This window comes from Streptomyces sp. ADI96-02 (genome assembly GCF_003846185.1).
Taxonomy (GTDB): Bacteria; Actinomycetota; Actinomycetes; order Streptomycetales; family Streptomycetaceae; genus Streptomyces.
In genome coordinates this window covers 583,614-601,007 of sequence record NZ_ML123034.1, presented here as the reverse complement: position 1 = coordinate 601,007, position 17,394 = coordinate 583,614, and the positions used below count along the sequence as shown (strand labels likewise).

Annotated in this window: 18 protein-coding genes and 1 pseudogene; 10 read left to right on the top strand and 9 right to left on the bottom strand. The window is 72.9% G+C overall.

Annotated features, from left to right (window positions below; genetic code table 11):
- Positions 1–333 precede the first annotated feature (333 nt).
- The 7 genes from EES43_RS02685 to EES43_RS02655 all read left to right on the top strand — a co-directional run bounded on the left by EES43_RS02685 (position 334) and on the right by EES43_RS02655 (position 6,409).
- Positions 334–1,218: a HipA family kinase gene (locus tag EES43_RS02685; RefSeq protein WP_124267165.1), complete on the top strand. Its 885-nt coding sequence runs from the start codon at positions 334–336 to the stop codon at positions 1,216–1,218.
- The gene (locus EES43_RS02680) at positions 1,215–1,598 is read left to right on the top strand and encodes a DUF3037 domain-containing protein (protein WP_124267164.1); all 384 of its coding nucleotides are present in this window, start codon (positions 1,215–1,217) and stop codon (positions 1,596–1,598) included. The genes EES43_RS02685 and EES43_RS02680 overlap by 4 nt, the downstream gene beginning before the upstream one ends.
- 228 nt (positions 1,599–1,826) lie before the next feature.
- Positions 1,827–2,588, top strand: coding sequence for a 3-oxoacyl-ACP reductase FabG (gene fabG / locus EES43_RS02675; RefSeq protein WP_124267163.1), 762 nt, complete (start codon positions 1,827–1,829; stop codon positions 2,586–2,588).
- A 20-nt stretch (positions 2,589–2,608) separates the two neighbouring features.
- Entirely contained in the window at positions 2,609–3,364 is a 756-nt protein-coding gene (locus EES43_RS02670) for an SDR family oxidoreductase (protein ID WP_124267162.1), read from the top strand.
- A gap of 118 nt (positions 3,365–3,482) precedes the next feature.
- Positions 3,483–5,063 (top strand): ABC transporter substrate-binding protein, encoded by a 1,581-nt coding sequence (locus EES43_RS02665; protein WP_124267161.1) that lies wholly within the window; start codon positions 3,483–3,485, stop codon positions 5,061–5,063.
- 77 nt (positions 5,064–5,140) lie between these two features.
- A complete protein-coding gene (locus EES43_RS02660; RefSeq protein ID WP_124267160.1) occupies positions 5,141–5,824 on the top strand; it encodes a uracil-DNA glycosylase in 684 nt (227 codons plus the stop codon).
- 114 nt (positions 5,825–5,938) lie between these two features.
- Positions 5,939–6,409, top strand: coding sequence for a hypothetical protein (locus tag EES43_RS02655; RefSeq protein WP_124267159.1), 471 nt, complete (start codon positions 5,939–5,941; stop codon positions 6,407–6,409).
- Positions 6,410–6,442: 33 nt separating this feature from the next.
- Here EES43_RS02655 and EES43_RS02650 read toward each other — a convergent pair whose 3' ends face one another.
- Complete coding sequence (locus tag EES43_RS02650; RefSeq protein WP_124267158.1) at positions 6,443–6,916, bottom strand: hypothetical protein; 474 nt, start codon at positions 6,914–6,916, stop codon at positions 6,443–6,445.
- Between the two features lie 194 nt (positions 6,917–7,110).
- On the opposite strand from EES43_RS02650, the gene EES43_RS02645 reads away from it, so the two are divergent.
- Complete coding sequence (locus tag EES43_RS02645; RefSeq protein ID WP_124267157.1) at positions 7,111–8,016, top strand: Gfo/Idh/MocA family protein; 906 nt, start codon at positions 7,111–7,113, stop codon at positions 8,014–8,016.
- Between the two features lie 208 nt (positions 8,017–8,224).
- Here EES43_RS02645 and EES43_RS31110 read toward each other — a convergent pair.
- The 4 genes and pseudogenes from EES43_RS31110 to EES43_RS02620 all read right to left on the bottom strand — a co-directional run.
- Positions 8,225–8,465 (bottom strand): annotated as a pseudogene (locus EES43_RS31110) (apolipoprotein N-acyltransferase); the annotation flags it as partial.
- Between the two features lie 74 nt (positions 8,466–8,539).
- Complete coding sequence (locus EES43_RS02630; protein WP_124267156.1) at positions 8,540–9,052, bottom strand: nuclear transport factor 2 family protein; 513 nt, start codon at positions 9,050–9,052, stop codon at positions 8,540–8,542.
- 82 nt (positions 9,053–9,134) lie between these two features.
- The gene (locus EES43_RS02625) at positions 9,135–10,001 is read right to left on the bottom strand and encodes a universal stress protein (RefSeq protein ID WP_124267155.1); all 867 of its coding nucleotides are present in this window, start codon (positions 9,999–10,001) and stop codon (positions 9,135–9,137) included.
- 34 nt (positions 10,002–10,035) lie between these two features.
- Entirely contained in the window at positions 10,036–11,064 is a 1,029-nt protein-coding gene (locus EES43_RS02620) for a ferric reductase-like transmembrane domain-containing protein (RefSeq protein WP_124267154.1), read from the bottom strand.
- Positions 11,065–11,292: 228 nt separating this feature from the next.
- On the opposite strand from EES43_RS02620, the gene EES43_RS02615 reads away from it, so the two are divergent.
- Together EES43_RS02615 and EES43_RS02610 are read left to right on the top strand one after the other, a co-directional pair.
- The gene (locus EES43_RS02615) at positions 11,293–11,952 is read left to right on the top strand and encodes a hypothetical protein (RefSeq protein WP_124267153.1); all 660 of its coding nucleotides are present in this window, start codon (positions 11,293–11,295) and stop codon (positions 11,950–11,952) included.
- A 325-nt stretch (positions 11,953–12,277) separates the two neighbouring features.
- Positions 12,278–12,928 carry a sigma-70 family RNA polymerase sigma factor gene (locus tag EES43_RS02610; protein ID WP_241192603.1) on the top strand — a complete coding sequence of 217 codons (651 nt, stop codon included), beginning with the start codon at positions 12,278–12,280 and terminating at the stop codon, positions 12,926–12,928.
- Positions 12,929–12,937: 9 nt separating this feature from the next.
- On the opposite strand, the gene EES43_RS02605 is transcribed toward EES43_RS02610, so the two are convergent.
- The 4 genes from EES43_RS02605 to EES43_RS02590 form a co-directional block, all read right to left on the bottom strand.
- Positions 12,938–14,122, bottom strand: a complete 1,185-nt coding sequence (locus tag EES43_RS02605; protein ID WP_241192602.1) for an MFS transporter — start codon at positions 14,120–14,122, stop codon at positions 12,938–12,940.
- A 100-nt stretch (positions 14,123–14,222) separates the two neighbouring features.
- Positions 14,223–15,446 (bottom strand): ATP-grasp domain-containing protein, encoded by a 1,224-nt coding sequence (locus tag EES43_RS02600; RefSeq protein WP_124267151.1) that lies wholly within the window; start codon positions 15,444–15,446, stop codon positions 14,223–14,225.
- A complete protein-coding gene (locus EES43_RS02595) occupies positions 15,443–16,546 on the bottom strand; it encodes a pyridoxal-phosphate dependent enzyme (protein WP_124267150.1) in 1,104 nt (367 codons plus the stop codon). Before EES43_RS02595 ends, EES43_RS02600 begins: the two co-directional genes overlap by 4 nt.
- Entirely contained in the window at positions 16,543–17,283 is a 741-nt protein-coding gene (locus EES43_RS02590) for a class I SAM-dependent methyltransferase (RefSeq protein ID WP_124267149.1), read from the bottom strand. The genes EES43_RS02595 and EES43_RS02590 overlap by 4 nt, the downstream gene beginning before the upstream one ends.
- Positions 17,284–17,394 lie beyond the last annotated feature (111 nt).

Sequence of the window (17,394 nt, the reverse complement as noted above, 5' to 3'; positions counted from 1 at the left end):
GTCACGGTCGAACTCGACGAACACGAGTCCATCGTGCTCCCCGCGCGAGCGGAAGTGAGCCGGCCTCCGTCCCGAAGGACGGCTGACCCTGGCCCGGTGGCTCGGGCGCTCCCCGCCGACGATCACCCTCGGTTACTATGCTCACTTCATGCCGGAAGCCGGCAGTAAGGGGCGCGGCACCGTCAACGGTCTGCTTGCGGAGTGGGGAGGCCGGCTTGCCGGCCGAAACGCCCCGGAATCTCCCCAGCGCCGATGACCGGTGATTCCTGCCTCTACGCCCCGGAGAAGTCGTCCGTGGATGGCAAGGTTGAAGAGAATGGGTGGCCTGGGAAAGTGTTGAAAGAGGTTGTTGCGACCCGCTACGTCACGCCCCTGCGTGAAGGCGGCTCGCTGCCCGGGATCGTCGAAGCCGACGACCTCGGGACGTACGTCATGAAGTTCACCGGTGCCGGGCAGGGGCGCAAGACGCTCGTCGCCGAAGTCATCTGCGGGGAGCTGGGCCGTCGGCTGGGGCTACGGGTGCCGGAGCTTGTGACCATCGAGCTCGATCCGGTCATCGGCCTCGCCGAGCCCGACCAGGAGGTGCAGGAACTGCTCAAGGCGAGCGGCGGGGTGAACCTCGGCATGGACTACCTGCCCGGGTCGCTCGGGTTCGACCCGCTTGCCTACGAGGTCGGCGCGGCCGAGGCCGGGCGCGTGGTGTGGTTCGACGCGCTCGTCAACAACGTGGACCGGTCCTGGCGCAACCCCAACATGCTGGTCTGGCACGGAGACCTCTGGCTCATCGACCACGGCGCGACCATGATCTGGCACCACAACTGGCCGGGGGCCCAGGCATCGGCCGCCAAGCCGTACAACGCCTCCGACCACGTGCTGGCCGCCTTCGCGCCGGACATCGCCGCTGCCGCCGCCGAGCTGGCACCGCTGGTCACCGAGGAACTGCTCACCGAGGTGGCCGCCGACGTGCCGGACGTCTGGCTCGCCGACGAGCCCGGCTTCGCCTCCACCGACGAACTGCGCCGGGCCTACGTGGCTCCGCTGCTCGCGCGGGCCGCCACCATCCATGAGCGGATCACCCTGGACGCCCCGGCCGCGACCCGCCCCTCCCAGGCCCCCGGCTGGCTCACCGACCACCTCGCACCCTGGCCGCACCCGACGACGAAGGACCGCGCCACCGCGCTGGGCGCCGCGGGCGACGACCTGGAGGGCGGCCGATGAGCCGGCGCGACGTCTTCGAGTACGCACTCCTGCGGGTCGTCCCGCGAGTCGAGCGCGGCGAGTGCTTCAACGCGGGCGTGCTCGTGTACTGCCGGGCGCGGTCCTTCGTCGCCGCCCGCACGCACCTCGACGAGCGGAAGCTGCGCGCCCTCGATCCGCAGGCCGACGTGGTCGGGGTGCGGGCCGCCCTGCGCGCGGTGGAGGGCGTGTGCGGCGGTGGGGACGGCGCCGGACAGGCGGCGGGGGACGATGCCGGACGGCGCTTCCGCTGGCTGATCGCCCCGCGGTCCACGGTCGTCCAGCCCGGTGCCGTGCACAGCGGTCTCACCGCCGACCCGGCCGGTGAGGTCGAACGCCTGCTTGATCTGTTGGTGCGCTGAACGCGTCGCGCGGGGCGGTGCGAACGCGCTCCGCGCCGGGCCGCGCCAGGGCCCGACGGGTGTGACGTGCGGCCCCCGGGGCCGCGCGCCGTTGACACCGGGTGCCAGGGCTTCTAGCGTCTCGTCTGCTGAAGGTACTAAGCGGTTGCTCAGTCATCGGGGGCTTTTCTGTCAGGGAAACGCGCCGACGTCCGCTGAGCCGCGATCCAAGGGCGAGGAGAACCAAGCATGTCCACCACCGAGCAGCGCGTCGCCATCGTGACGGGAGCGGCACGGGGCATCGGCGCCGCCACCGCCGTACGCCTGGCGGCCGAGGGCCGGGCCGTCGCCGTACTCGATCTCGACGAGGCGGCCTGCGAGGACACGGTCGAGAAGATCACCGCCGCCGGGGGCACCGCGCTCGCCGTCGGCTGCGACGTGTCGGACGCCGCTCAGGTGGAGGCCGCCGTCGCGCGGGTCGCCGCCGAGCTGGGCGCCCCGACGATCCTCGTGAACAACGCGGGCGTGCTCCGCGACAACCTTCTGTTCAAGATGAGCGAGTCCGACTGGGACATCGTGATGAACGTCCACCTCAAGGGCGCGTTCCTGATGGCGAAGGCCGTGCAGGCGCACATGGTCGAGGCCAAGTTCGGCCGGATCGTCTCGCTCTCCTCCTCCTCGGCCCTCGGCAACCGCGGCCAGGCCAACTACTCCGCCGTGAAGGCGGGTCTCCAGGGTCTGACCAAGACCCTCGCCAAGGAGCTGGGCAAGTTCGGCGTCACGGCCAACGCCGTCGCCCCTGGCTTCATCGTCACGGAGATGACGGCGCAGACCGCGGCCCGCGTCGGCATGGGCTTCGAGGAGTTCCAGGCCGCCGCCGCCACCCAGATCCCCGTCCAGCGCGTCGGCCGCCCCGAGGACGTCGCGAACGCCATCGCCTTCTTCGCCGGCGACGACGCGGGCTTCGTCTCCGGCCAGGTCATGTACGTGGCCGGCGGACCCCTCAACTGACCCGAAGGGCAGCGGACGACATGACAGTGCGGGACAGCGGAAAGGTCGCCCTGATCACGGGCGCCAGCCGGGGTATCGGCTACGGGATCGCGGAGGCGTTCGTCGCCCGGGGGGACCGGGTGTGCATCACCGGCCGGGGCGAGGACGCGCTCAAGGACGCGGTGGAGAGGCTCGGCGCGGACCGGGTCATCGGCGTCGCGGGCAAGGCCCACGACGAGGCGCACCAGGCCGTGGCGGTCGAGCGCACCATGGAGGCGTTCGGCCGCGTCGACTTCCTGGTGAACAACGCCGGGACGAACCCGGTCTTCGGGCCGATCGCGGAGCTCGACCTCAACGTGGCGCGCAAGGTGTACGAGACGAACGTGGTCTCGGCGCTCGGCTTCGCCCAGCGCACCTGGAAGGCGTGGCAGAGGGAGAACGGCGGCGCGATCGTGAACATCGCCTCGATCGCGGGCGTCTCCGCCTCGCCGTTCATCGGCGCGTACGGCATGAGCAAGGCGGCGATGGTCAACCTGACGCTCCAGCTGGCGCACGAGTTCGCCCCGGCCGTCCGGGTCAACGCGATCGCGCCCGCCGTGGTCAAGACACGGTTCGCCGAAGCGATCTACGAGGGCCGCGAGGCGGAGGCGGCAGCCGCCTACCCGCTCGGCAGGCTCGGCGTGCCGGAGGACATCGGCGGGGCCGCCGCCTTCCTCACCTCCGCGCAGTCCGACTGGATCACCGGGCAGACCCTGGTGGTCGACGGAGGAATCTTCCTGAACGCCGGTGTGAGCTGAGAGCGGCCTGAGCCGGTTTGGCCCTGATTGACTCAAGTGCCCTGCCGGGCTTCCCTCTTGACCCGGCGGGGCGCTGCGGTATGGTCTGCCGACCCATGGCTGATCGAGGAGCGTGCACGTGTTCTACCGGGCCATTCTGCAGGCCACTGCGACTGTAGCTTCCCTTTCTCTGGTGGCCGGCTGCGGTCTCCTTTCCGACAGCGGTTCGAAAGTGGACCAGAAGATAACCATCGGGACGACCAGCTCACCGAGCACGCTCGATCCCGCGGCGGCCTGGGACGGTTCCTGGGAGCTGATGCGGAACGTCTACCAGACCCTCGTCAGCTTCCCCACCGGCAGTACGAGCCCCGAGCCGGACGCGGCCGACTCGTGCGAGTTCACCGATGCCACGAGCATGGCCTACCGCTGCGAGCTCCGGAAGAACCTCACGTTCTCCAACGGTGAGAAGCTCGACGCGGAGGCCGTGAAGTACTCCATCGACCGCATCGTGAACATCCGCTTCCAGGGCGGCCCGGTCGGCATGCTCGGCTCGCTGGACCGGGTCGAGACCAAGGGCGCGCGCACCGTCGTCTTCCATCTCAACAAGTCCGACGCCACGTTCCCGTTCATCCTGGCCACCCCCGCCATGTCGCTCGTCGCCCCCGGCGACTACCCCGAGGACCGCATCCGCGACGACGGCGAGGTGACCGGCTCCGGCCCGTACCTCCTCGACTCCTACGAGGCGGGCAGGACCGCCGAACTGACGAAGAACCCCGGCTACCAGGGCTTCGCCAACCGCAAGAACGACTCCGTCACCATCCGGTACTTCGATCAGTCCGCGCAGATGGTGAACGCGCTGAAGGCCAAGGAGATCGACGCCACCTACCGGGGCCTGACCGCCGAGGAGGTCGTCAGCCTGGAGGACAACAAGGACGACAACGACGGTCTCCAGATCGTCGAGACCGTCGGCGCCGACATCCGCTTCCTCGTCTTCAACCCGAAGGACCCGGCCGCCGCCAATCCGGCCGTCCGCAAGGCGATCGCCCACATCGTGGACCGGGACGCACTGGTCGCCAAGGTCTACCGGGGCACCGCCGAACCGCTCTACTCCATGGTCCCGAAGGGGATCGCGGGGCACACCACCAGCTTCTTCGACATCTTCGGCGAACCGGACGTGAAGAAGGCGAAGGACATCCTGAGAGCGGCCGGGACGACCACGCCGGTGAAGATGAAGTTCTGGTACACCACCGACCGGTACGGCTCGTCCACCAAGACCGAGTTCGAAGAGCTGAAGCGCCAGCTGGAGGACTCCGGACTCTTCGAGATCACGCTGGACGGCGAGCCCTGGAAGGTCTTCCAGGAGGGCTTCACCAAGGGCGAGTACCCGGTCTTCGGCCGAGGCTGGTTCCCGGACTTCCCGGACCCGGACAACTTCATCGCCCCCTTCGTCGGCAAGGAGAGCGTGACCGGGACCCCGTACCTCAACAAGGAGATCACCCAGCAGCTGATCCCGGCCACCCGCCAGGTGAGCGACCGCGGCGCGGTCAGCGGGGAGTTCGAGCGCGCCCAGGAGATCCTCGTCGAGGACGTCCGGCTGCTGCCGCTGTGGCAGGGCAAGCTGTACGTCGCCGCGGGCGAGGACATCGGCGGCGGCGAGCGCGCCCTGGACCCGCAGACCGTCATGCAGCTGTGGGAGCTGTACCGCAAGGCCAGCTGGTAGGGCTCGGCGGGCCCGTTGTCAGTGCCGCCCGGTAGGTTCTGGGATCAAGAACCTGATGCTCACCGGAGGTTGTGGACGTGACCGATATCGACCTGCTGCCCGAGTCCTGGCGCGGAGTCCTCGGCGAGGAACTGCAGAAGCCGTACGTCAAGGAGCTGGCGGACTTCGTCGAGGAGGAGCGGGCCAGGGGGCCCGTGTATCCGCCCCGTGAGCAGGTCTTCGCCGCGCTGGACGCCACTCCGTACGACCGGGTGAAGGTCCTCGTCCTCGGCCAGGACCCGTATCACGGCGAGGGCCAGGGCCACGGGCTGTGCTTCTCGGTCCGCCCCGGTGTCAAGACGCCTCCCTCCCTGCGCAACATCTACAAGGAGATGAAGGAGGAGCTGGGCCTGCCGGTCCCGGACAACGGCTATCTCATGCCCTGGGCCGAGCAGGGCGTGCTCCTGCTGAACGCGGTGCTCACCGTGCGCGCCGGAGAGGCCAACTCCCACAAGGGCAAGGGCTGGGAGAAGATCACGGACGCGGTGATCCGGGCCGTCGCCTCCCGGCCCGATCCGGCGGTCTTCGTCCTCTGGGGCAACTACGCGCAGAAGAAGCTGCCCCTGATCGACGAGGAGCGCCACGTGGTGGTCAAGGGCGCCCACCCCTCGCCGCTCTCCGCGAAGAAGTTCTTCGGCTCCCGTCCCTTCACCCAGATCAACGAGGCGGTGGCCGCCCAGGGCCACGAGCCGATCGACTGGCGCATCCCCGACCTCGGCTGACGGGAGCCGCGGGACTCCCGATGCCGCGCGCTGATCCGCCGGGAACGGCCGCACAGCCCTTAGCGTCGGCGGCGACCCCTTTACTCGCTGGACGGGCACGAGAAGGAGACCGCCGTGGAGCAGCAGGAGGCGTCCGAGGACGCCGTCACCACCAGGATCGGCCAGGCGATCATGCTGCTCCACGGCGGAGACCGGGAGGAGGCCCGCAACCGGTTCGGAGCACTCTGGGCGGAGCTGGGCAGCGAGGGGGACGCGCTGCACCGCTGCACGCTCGCGCACTACATGGCCGACACCCAGGACGATCCCGGCGACGAGCTGGCCTGGGACCTGCGCGCGCTGACGGCCGCCGAGGGGCTGAGCGAAGGGCGCTCCGGGGAGCATCCCGACGCCGTGGCGGTCCAGGGTTTCCTCCCCTCGCTCCACCTCAACCTCGCCGCGGACTACCTCAAGCTCCAGCGCCCCGAGGCGGCCCGCATCCATCTGCGCCGGGCCCAGGACGCGGCCGGGATCCTCGACGACGACGGATACGGCGGCGGGGTCCGCGCCGCCATCGAGCGGATGGAGCTCCGCCTTTGGCAGCGGTGAGGACGCCGGGGCGACCGCCGGACGTCGAGGTGATCAGCGATCGTACGTCTCGTCGCAGATCCGGGCCGCCCTGCTTCCGGCCGCCCAGCCGCCGGACCCCCGGCCGAGGGCGCAGACGTCGGCCGGGACGCCGCTCAGGTGCGGCAGCGCCGGGAGGAGGTCGACGGGGACGCGCGGCATCCGGTGAGGCGTCCGCCGACGCGGTGCGTCCGCCTCCTCCCGCTGCGCCGGAGGGCGCGCCTGCCCCGCGTCCCGCCCGGCGGGCGTCCGCTCCCGTACGGGTGGCACGGCGGGGGAGGGACGCTCGGCCGGCCGGCTCGGACCGACCACTCTCTCCAGCGCCTCGCGCGCGGGCGGCTGAACGATCTGCGGAGCCACGTCCTGGACCGGGGCGCTGCTCGCGCCAGGCTGCCCGGATCCGGCCTGTGGCCCCACCGACACACAGCCGGACACGGCCGTGGCAGCCACCCCGACCAGGAGCCGCACGGTGATTCTGGTTCGCTGCACCGGATAACTGTGCGGCGAACGCGGGCCCTCGGGAAAGCCGGTGCGCGAGGAATGGCCCGCACGAGTGACCCCACCGTCGCCCATGACAGCCGCAGCCGCAGCCGTGGGACGCCGGGCGCGGGGAGGCGGCTGCACCGGCGACGTATGCTGCGCGAGCGGGAACATCAGTACGGCACGGCGATAGGGAGACCCTCGTGAAGGTCGGTTGCATCGGGCTCGGCGACATCGCGCGGAAGGCGTACCTGCCGGTGCTCACCACCGTTCCCGGGGTCGAGCTGCACGTGCAGACCCGCACGCCCGCAACCTTGCGGACCGTCGGCGACGCCCACCGCATCCCGGCCGCCGCCCGCCACGCGACCCTCGACTCCCTGATCGCCGAAGGGCTCGACGCCGCCTTCGTGCACGCCCCGACCGCCGCGCACCCGCAGATCGTGGAACGGCTGCTCGAAGCCGGCGTCGCCACCTATGTCGACAAGCCGATCGCCTACGAGTACGCCGAGTCCGAGCGGCTGGTGAGCCTCGCCGAGGAGCGCGGCGTGAGCCTCGCCGTCGGCTTCAACCGCCGTTTCGCCCCGGGTTACGCCCAGTGCGTCGAGCACCCGCGCGAACTGATCCTCATGCAGAAGAACCGGGTCGGACTGCCCGAGGACCCGCGCACCCTGGTGCTCGACGACTTCATCCACGTCGTCGACACGCTGCGCTTCCTGCTGCCGGGCCCGGTCGACCGCACCACCGTGGCCGCTCGGATCGTCGACGGACTGATGCATCACGTGGTGCTCCAGATGTCCGGGGACGGGTTCACCGCGATCGGCACCATGAACCGGCTGAGCGGTTCGGCGGAGGAGATCCTCGAAGTCTCCGGCCGGGACACCAAACGGCAGGTCCTCAATCTCGCGGACGTCATCGACCACAAGGGCCAGCCGAGCGTGCGCCGACGCGGGGACTGGGTGCCGGTCGCCCGCCAGCGCGGCATCGAGAGCTGCGTCCTGGCCTTCCTCGACGCGGTGCGCGCGGGGCAGGTGCTCAGCGCCCGGGACGCTCTGGCCACCCATGAGCTGTGCGAGCGGATCGTGCTGGAGTCGCTGAGCCAGGCCGCCTGAGCACCCGCGCCCCCTCGGCGGCGCACAGCGCGGACAGCGCTGCGAGCGCCCCGTAATCGGCCCAGTCGCCGAATCGGCCGTAGAGCGTCGTACCCCGGCTGAGCGGCAGTTCGAACCGCCCACCGACGTGGCCCGGCCGAGCGGGGCGCGCGCCGGAACGTACTCCCCGAACGGGACGAGGCGCATCGTGTCGTAGCGGTCCCCGGTGGGCCCGTCCGGGCAGACCCCAGGGCCCGCCCAGCCCCTCCCAGGAGTGCGCACCAGTTCGAGCATGAGCCATCCGGACGGCACGGCGACCATCGCCGCGGCGGCCCGCGCGCGGGGGAGGGAACGCCGCCGAGCAGTCGGGACACCAGCAGCCCCCAAGTGGCCCAGAGCAGTCCGAGGAGGGCCGCCAGCAGCACGATGAAGACGTGCAGGCTCGGCATCAGCCAGTGGTGCACGGCGATTCGGGCCGGAAGCCGGAAGCCGGGAAGCCTGGAGGCCCGACTGCCCGATGCCGAAGCCGTACGCCTTCCGGCGCTCAGGCCCGTCCGGAGGCGACCGGCATCCGCCGCCACTTCTCGTGCACGACCACGCCGCGTATCCGCCAGCCCGTCTCCGTACGCCGCAGGTCGAAGGTGTACCGGCCGCCGGAGACGAAGTCCGGCGTGCTGCCGCCGCCCGGGACGGCCCCGTCCGGATCCCCGGCCTCCCCGCGCTCCCCGGAGGCCAGGAGCATCGGGTTGAGGTAGTCCGCGCGGACCTCCGCCCGGTCGCCCGGGTAGCCGCCCAGGTCCTGGAGGTCGGTACGGCGGTTGACGATCAGGTGCTGGCGTACGGGGAAGAGGCGCATCGTCTCCGCCAGCCACCCCGCCATCTCGTGCGCCGGCCCCTCCCTACCGCCCGCGCCCCGGTAGTCGGCGCGGCCGTCCGCCGTGAACAGGGCGCGGTAGCCCGACCAGTCGCCGTCGTCGACGGCCACCGCGTACCCGGTGATCACCGCATCGATGGCGAGCCGGTCCAGTACGGTCGCGAGTGCCACACGCTGGGTCATCGGACAAGTCTCGGGCAGGCCGCCCGCCAGGCCAAGAGGCGTGCGCCGCCCGGGAGTCGGCGCGGTTGTGCGGACGGACGGGTCAGCAGGGCACGACGGCCACCGGTCCGAGCGCGTGCGTGATCGTCGTCTGGGCGACCGGGGAGAGGCCGAGCCCCAGCGACTCGCCGCCCCTGCGCCGCCCGATCACGGTCAGCGCCGCCGTGGCGGAGGCCGTCACCAGGGTGCGCGCGGCGGATCCGTTGACCGGCTCCCGTTCCACCTCGACCCCCGGGTACGTGCCCTGGTGGGCCGACGTCAGCTCGGCCAGGGTCCGTTCGGCCGCGCCGGCCGCCGCCTGCCGGTCCAGCACCGGGCCGCCCGCGAGCATCGAGGAGAACATCGTCCAGCCGTGCACGATCCGCAGCCGCGCCCCGGGCCGGGAGGCCGCCGTGGCGAAGGCGAACCGCAGCACCGCCTCGCTGCTCTCGTCGGCCGCCACCCCCGCCACGATGTCGGTGAAGTCACCGGCGGTCCCGGGTTCCTCGCTCTCGTCCGTACGGCTGTCATGGACGACGACCACCGGGCAGGTCGCCATCGAAGCGGTGGCCAGGCTGTTGGAGCCGATCATCAACGACCGGAAGCCGCCGAGCCCGCGCGAACCGGTGACGATCATCGACGCGTCCCGGCCGAGGGAGACGAGGGCCGCCGACGGGAAGTCGAGCGGCGCCAGCGTCGAGGGCCGCAGGTCCGGTGCGATGAGGGCGCTGCGGCGTACGGACTCCGCGAGGAGTTCGTCGGCCTCGCGCCGCCCGGTCGCCTCGTCCACCTGCCGGGTCAGCGGACGGACGTGGACGATCAGCAGCGGCAGACCTCGGCGCACAGCCTCGCGGGTGGCCCAGTCGAGCGCCCGCAGGCTGTGCGTCGAGCCGTCGACGGCGGCGATCACGGGAAGATCGTTGGTGGTCATGGGCCCGAGCCTACGTGCCCGGCCGAGCGCCCGGTCAGCCGTGGTCGTGGGTGGAGGAGGTGTCCGCCGGCGGCACGCTCCGCCCGCCGTCGTTGCCGCTGACGACCACGGCGATCAGGGCCACCAGGATTCCCGCGACCAGGAGCCGGCCGCCCAGGCGCAGCGCCCACCGGGCCGGCGACGCGGTGGCGCCGGGCCGGGCGGGCAGGTGCTCGGAGCGGCGGGCGGGCCGCAGCAGGCGCAGGAGCAGCAGTGCGGCGATGGGCAGTTGGAGCAGCCAGACGCTGGTGCGGAACCAGCCGTCGTACCAGACGTTCGTCCCGTACAGCAGGGTGTGCCAGACGCTGAGGACGTAGACGACGATCACGAAGCGGTGCAGAACGCGCCAGGTCCTGGGGCCGATGCGGTGGCGTACGTAGAAGAGCAGGCCGAGCGGTATCGCGAGGTACAGGGCCGCCTGGCCGACCGGGATGGCGATCTGTCCGGTGCCGGAGTCGTAACCGCCCGGCACGAAGGTCTCGACGAACGCGGTGGCGAGCGCGGAGTTCCAGCCGGCCGTGTCGTGGCGGACGAGTTCGGCGGCGAAGAGCAGGGCGTGGGCGGCGATCAGCCCGATGGTGTTGAGGCTCGTCGTGCGGTGCAGGCGCTCCAGCCGGGGGGCGGAGAGAGGCAGCCGCCGCGGGCGCGGCCCGGAGAGGAGCAGTCCGAGGATGACCGTTCCCCAGGCCCACAACAGGGCGGACCAGCCGAACGCCTGGCTGAGGAAGTACAGCCAGAAGGCGCCTGTGTCGGCCATGAACGGCATCACGCTGACGGTGGACGAGGTCTTGTCGCGGATCCGTACGTAGAGCAGCGCGAAGACGGCCGCGGTGATCAGGAGCGCGACCAGCCCGTCGGGCCAGGAGGCGCGCAGGTCCGAGCGGAGCGTGACGCGCTGCGGCGGGCGCGACTGTCCGGGCCCGGGGAGCCGCGCGCCGGGCGCGGCGGCCTCGCCCGGCGTCGTGACGGCTTCGGGTGCTTCGGAGGCCGCTGCCGGTTCGGGGGCGGGGGGTGGATTCGTCATGCGGCCTTCTTCGGGGGCTTCGGCTGGGACGGAGGCGTCCGCGCCGGCCACGAGGCGTGCGCGGTGGTGCTGTTGGAGCAGTCGGAAGGAGAGAGGGAAAAGTTCCCGACCGTGTTCTGAGATATGAATCACACGCTGAAGCGGGTGGGGCAAACGGGGCCAACTCCCGTTGTTTCCGCATCTGCTGGTCTTCTCCGGGAGGTGGGGGCGGCTGGCACGATGGCCGCCATGGGAGCCCGGACCGCACTCCGCCTCGGGCGCACGGTGCTGTTCGCCCTCGTGTGCGTCGCGGTGTCCGGGCTGGGCCACGCGCTGATGTCCGGCGCCGCGCCGCCCCTGCTCGCCCAGGCGACCGCGCTCGTGCCGGTGTGCGGCGCGGGATGGTGGCTGGCCCGCCGGGAACGCGGCGCCGCGACGACCGTGGCCGCCCATGTCCTGGGCCAGTCCATGCTGCACGCCTATTTCGCCGCGATCGGCCCCCGCCTGTCCTCGGTGGTCGGTGCGGGCGTCCGGCACCACGGGGCGACGGGCCACGCCCATCATCCGGGCCGGGCGGCCGACGGCTCCCTCGCGGCCGAACTCCTCGCCGCCTTCGACGGATCGGCGATCACCGGCGGCATGGCCGCCGCCCATCTGCTGGCCGGACTGGTCTGCGGCTGGTGGCTCTGGCGCGGCGAGGTGGCGCTCGCCCGGCTCGGCCGCTGCCTGGCCCTGTTCCTCCGCGCCCCGCTGCGCACCGCGTGGCGGCTGTGGTCCGCAGCCCCGCCCGCCCCGGCACCGGCCCGACGACGCCCCGCCCGCCGCGGAACGGGCCGCCGGGCCCGGGGACTGCTCGCCGCGCACTCCCTCTCGCGACGCGGCCCGCCGCTCCGCGTGCGACCTCTGTGACCTTCATCCGCCTGCCCGGTTCCGCGTGACGTGAGCCGGAGGCGGTACGGGTGTGCGCCCGCGCGCACCCGTGACAGGCATGCCGGTCCCCGGCGCGGCCCGCGCGGCCGTCGCCGAACTGCCTTCCGCCGGAACCCTCTTCGGGCCGCGACGGCGGTTCGACGACGGCCCCCGGGGGGCCGGCCGGGGTCCGTCACCCGGAGCCGTACGGCCGCGCCGCGGCTCCGCCAGGACGCGAAGGACCGCCGTGACACCTCCTGCCCCGCCACTCCCCGTCCGCCCGCCCGCAGCCCGGGTCCCCGCCGCCCGGCACAACGACGTACAGATCACCGACTGGGCCCTTGCCGCCGGCGGCGGCGACCGGGACGCCGCCGACCGCTTCGTACGGGCCACCTACGAGGACGTCCGAAGATTCGTCGCCTACCTCAGCGCCGACGTCCCCGGAGCCGACGACCTCGCCCAGGAGACCTACCTGCGGGCGCTGGGCGGACTGGCCAGGTTCGCCGGGCGCTCCTGCGCCCGGACCTGGCTGCTGTCCATCGCACGGCGCGTCGTGATCGACCGCCACCGCACGGCCGCCGCGAGACCCCGGGCCGCCGACACCTCCGACTGGCAGGGCGCGGTGGAGCGCGTCCAGCCGCGCCACCTGCCGGGGTTCGACGAGTCCGTCGCCGTCTTTGACGCGCTGCGCCGCCTCGACGGCACGCGCCGCCAGGCGTTCGTCCTCACCCAGGTGCTGGGGCTCTCCTACGAGGAGGCGGCGGACGCCGCCGGCTGCCCCGTCGGCACGGTCCGCTCCCGGGTCGCCCGCGCCCGCCGCGAACTGGCCGGACAGTGGCGCACCGAGCCCGCCGACCGCCCCGCACCGGCCGGCGGGGGAGGCAGCGCGGCGGCAGGCGCAGGCGGCAGCGCGGTGGCAGGGGGAAGGGGCAGCGCGGTGGCAGGCGGAAGGGGAAGCGCTGCGGCAGCGCGCTGACGGTCCCGCTCAACCGGCGGACGCCCGGGGCCCGATACGGCCCCGGGCCCCGCGGCGGCCGAGCAGCAGCACCGGCAGCAGCAGGCACTGGAGGCACACCACGAGCCAGAACACCCGCGCCGACGCCACCGCCTCCGCCGCCCCGTACAACTGGCCGCCGACCAACCCGGCGGCGAACGCGCCGATGCCCGCCGCCAGCCGCTGGCGGCCGAAGACGGCGGCCGGCGGCGCGGTCGAACGGGCCAGCGCCTCCAGGTCGTTCTTCAGGAAGAGCACGATCTCGCCCACGCACAGCAGCGCCGCGCCCACCACGATGCCCGCGTGGCCGCCGACCGCGATCGCGGCCATGCCCGCCGCCATCGCACCGAAGCCCCACCGCAGCGCCGCCCGGTAGGACAGCGCGGCGATCCGCTCGGCCAGCAGCGGCTGGGCGACGACCAGGAGGCCCGCGTACCCCATCAGGACCGCTCCGTAGAAGCCCGCCGAGGTGCGCGGCACCGCGTACAGCGCCAGGAAGTGCTGGAAGAACATGAACGCGTACACGCTCGCCGTCGTGACCAGGAACGGCGAGAGGCCGGTGCGCGTTCCGCCGGCCGCGCGGTCCGGCGGCGGATCCGCCGAATCCGCCGAATCCGCCGGACCCTCGGCCGCCGCACGTGGAAGCAGCGCGTGCCCCGCGCCGACCAGCGCGAACAGCAAGGTCACGCAAGCGAACAGCACGCCGGGCGAGCCCAGCACGAGGGGAGCAGCCGCCGCAGGGCCGAGCGCCATCCCCGCGTTGAACGCCGATCCGCTCGCCGACAGCAGCCTCGGACGATCCTCGGGCGGCGCGCCGTCCACCAGGTACGCCTTGTTGGCCGGCAGATACAGCGCCGCCCCCGCGGACACCAGGAACAGCGCCCCGACGGCGAGCACCGGACTCGTCAGTCCCGGGACGAACGCGCCGAACCCGGCCGTCCGCAGGGCCAGCGCCAGCAGCATCGCCCGCCGCAGCCCCATCCGCGCCACCACCGGACCCGCCACCGCACCCCCGGCGAACTGGATCAGCGACGCGACGGCCAGGACGACGCCGACCGTGCCGAGCGGGAGGCCGAGCCGCTGGTGCAGCAGCACCGACATGTACGGCAGGACGGCGAAGCTGCCCAGCGTGATGAGGAACGAGCCCGCCAGCAGGAATCCCTGCGGCCCGGTGATCCGCCGTCGTACGGCCGTCGGCTCAGACCCCGCCGCCTCCCGCGCCCCGCCCGCTCCCGGCCCGCCGCCTCCCGCGCCCCGCCCGCTCACCGGCCCCGGCTCACGGCGTGCCGGCGACGACCGGGCGGACGCGGACGGCCGCGCTCCACGCCCGGTGCTGGGCCAGCTCCGCGGTCGCCGCCGCGGCCAGCACGATGCCGGTGCAGCCGCGCTGGTCGCCCACATGGGCCAGCGTCTCGCCGGGCTCGCGGGTCGGGTACCACTCGACGGAACCGGGGAAGGCGGCCAGTTCGTCCAGGCCGTGCCAGCCCTTCAGGACCCCGGGCCGGTCCGCGTAGACCAGGACGAATCCGTACGCGGGCCCGTCGGCGTAGAGCGGGGCGTCCAGCAGGCGCGGACGGCGGCCGAGGGCCACCTCCATCATGGCCGTGTACACGTTCGTGCCGAGCGTCCGGCACAGCACCTCGCCCACCAGCGCGCCGCCGATCCGGCGGTTGACCTCCACCAGCTCCGGGCCGCGGGCGGTGAGGATGAACTCCACATGGGCGAAGCCGTCGCGGTGCCCGGACGCCGCCAGGACCCGCCCCACCCACGCCTCGATCCCGGCCCGCTCCTCCACGGGCAGCGCCACCGGGAACGCGGCGGCCTCCTCGCGGACCACGTTCTCCCGCGACGTCTGCCGGCTCAGCACGCCCAGCAGCCGGGTCGCCCCCTCCCAGCTGATCGTCTCGGCGCTGTACAGCGGACCGGCCAGGAACGCCTCCGCGAACAGCGTGCCCATCAGCGAAGCCCGCCCGCACTCCGCCAGCGCCCGGTGCAGGGCCTCCTCGTCGTGCACGATCCACACGTTGCGCGAGGAGGTGCCCGCCGAGTCCTTCAGGACGGCCGGCAGTCCCACCTCACGCAGCACCGCCCCGGCCGCCTCCGGCCCCGACGGCACCGCCACCGCACTGCTCCGGCTCATCCCGCGCGCGTGCAGCGCCTCCCGCACCCGGCGCTTGTCCCGCAACAGCCGGACGGCCTCCGGATCGGGGCCCGGGAGCCCGAACTCCGCCGCCAGCGTCGCCCCGACCTCGCTCCAGGTGTCCGTCGTGTTGATCAGCCCGGCCAGGGAGGGCACCTCGGCCAGCGCCCGCCGGGTCGCCCGCGGGTCGTGCGTGTCGACCTCGACGACGGTCAGCGCGCCGGAGGGCAGGGTGGCGAGCTCGTGCCGGTACACCGAGCGGTCGCCGGTCAGCAGGCACAGGCGGTGCCCGGTCTCCGCGGCGGCTTCGGCCATCCGGCCCAGCCCGAAGGACAGGGATTCCAGTGCGGCGATGGTCACGGCAGCAACTCCACGGTCGGTACGGGGGCGGGGGAGCCCTCTTCGGTCAGCCGGGCGGCCTCGGGCGCGGCGCGGCGCGCCCACTCCAGCACCGACCACGGAGGTCGCAGGGCGTCGAGCGATTCGATGCGCCGGGGCCGCAGCCCGGCCGGGTCCAGGGCCTCCGCGTGACGGGCGAACACCCGCTCCGCGTAACGGTGTCCGGTGTCGGCCCCGAGCACCAGGTGCAGCCGGCCCGGATCGCGCGCCGCCTCCCACGAGGCCGCCAGATGAGCGGCCCCGGTGGACAGTCCCGCGAACACGGCGTGCTGCCGCAGCAGCCCGACCGCACCCGCCATCGCGTGTCGGAAGTCCAGCCAGTGCACGGTGTCGTACAGCTCGTGGTGCACGTTCCCGAACGGGATCGAGCTGCCGATCCCCGCGATGATGGCCTCCGGGTCGCTGAACTGCTCGCTGCCGAACGTCACGCTGCCGAACGGCTGGATGCCCACCAGACGTACCGCCCGTCCCGACTCCCGCAGGGCGCGGGCCAGTCCGCCGGTGGAGGCCCCGGTGCCCACCGCGCCGACCACGGTCAGCGGGCCGTCGGGCAGCGACGCCGCGACCAGATCGGCGAACTCCCGGTAGCCGTCGTAGTGGACGGCGTCGTGGTACTGGCGCATCCAGTGGAAGTCGGGCCGCTCCGCGAGCAGCCGCCGCACGTGGCGCACCCGCAACTCCTGGTCCAGGCGCAGGCTCTGCGACGGCGGCATCCGGTCGACGGTCGCGCCGAGTATCTCCAACTGGGCGCGCATCGTGGTGTCGACGGTCGTGGAGGCGACGATGTGGCACCGCAGGCCGTAGCGGTGGCACGCCATGGCCAGCGCCACCGCGTAGATGCCGCTGGAGCTGTCGACCAGCGTCTGCCCGGGGACCACCAGGCCGCGCCGGAGCAGGGAGCGCACGGCTCCGAGCGCCGCGTACACCTTCATCGTCTCGAACCGGGCGAGCACCACGTCCTCGTCGAGCCGGATCAGGTCCGGTGACTTCACCGCGTCGGTGATGTGCTCGTGCACGGTCGCGGCCCCGCCGCCGGGCGACGGCCGCGCCCAGGGCCTCACTTGCGCCTCCCGCGCACGATGAGCCTCTCGGAGCGCTGATCGTAGCCGGACGCGTCGAAGCCGCCGAAGCACTCCACGTCGGTGAAGCCCGCACGCTCGAACAGGGCGGCCAGCTCGGCCGCGGAGTAGAGCCAGGAGAGGATCGACGCGGTACGGGCGGACCCGCCGCGCACCAGGGTCCAGTCCGTGCGCAGCCGCCGCCAGCTGTCGAGCACGGTGTCGCGCTGGACGACGAACGAACCGTCGGGCAGATCCACCGCCTTGGGCCGCCCGATCCACCCGGCCAGCACCTCCTTGCCCATCACGTCGACGAGCAACTGACCGCCCGGAGCGAGGCTTTCACGGGCGTTGCGCAGAACCTGGAGGTTGTCGTCCGGATCCTCGAAGTATCCGAACGACGTGAAGACGTTCAGCACGACGTCGAAGGCCCCGGGCTCCGTGTACGCCAGCATGTCCGCCCGCTCCAGCCGGACGTCCACCCCCGCCTCGGCGCAGGCGGTCCGTGCCGTCTCCAGCAGGGAGGGGGAGAGGTCGACCCCGGTCACCTCGTAACCGCGCCGGGCCAGCGGCAAGACGAACAGCCCGGGTCCGCACGCCAGATCCAGCACCCGTGAGCCCGGTGGGAAGTCCAGCAGGGGCGAGGAGCCCACGAGAGCGGCAGCCGACTCGGCCCGGGCCGGCGGGAACATCGTCGTGGCGAAATCGCTCCAGAGCGAGTCGTCCTCGTACCACTGCATGCCTCTCGGCCTCCTCCCGGGCCCCGAGGGGCCCTGCTGCCGCACCCGTCGCCGGCTTCACTCCTCCCAGTAGTCGGCGGTCCGGCCTCGGAAGTTCCCGCGGCCGTCGAA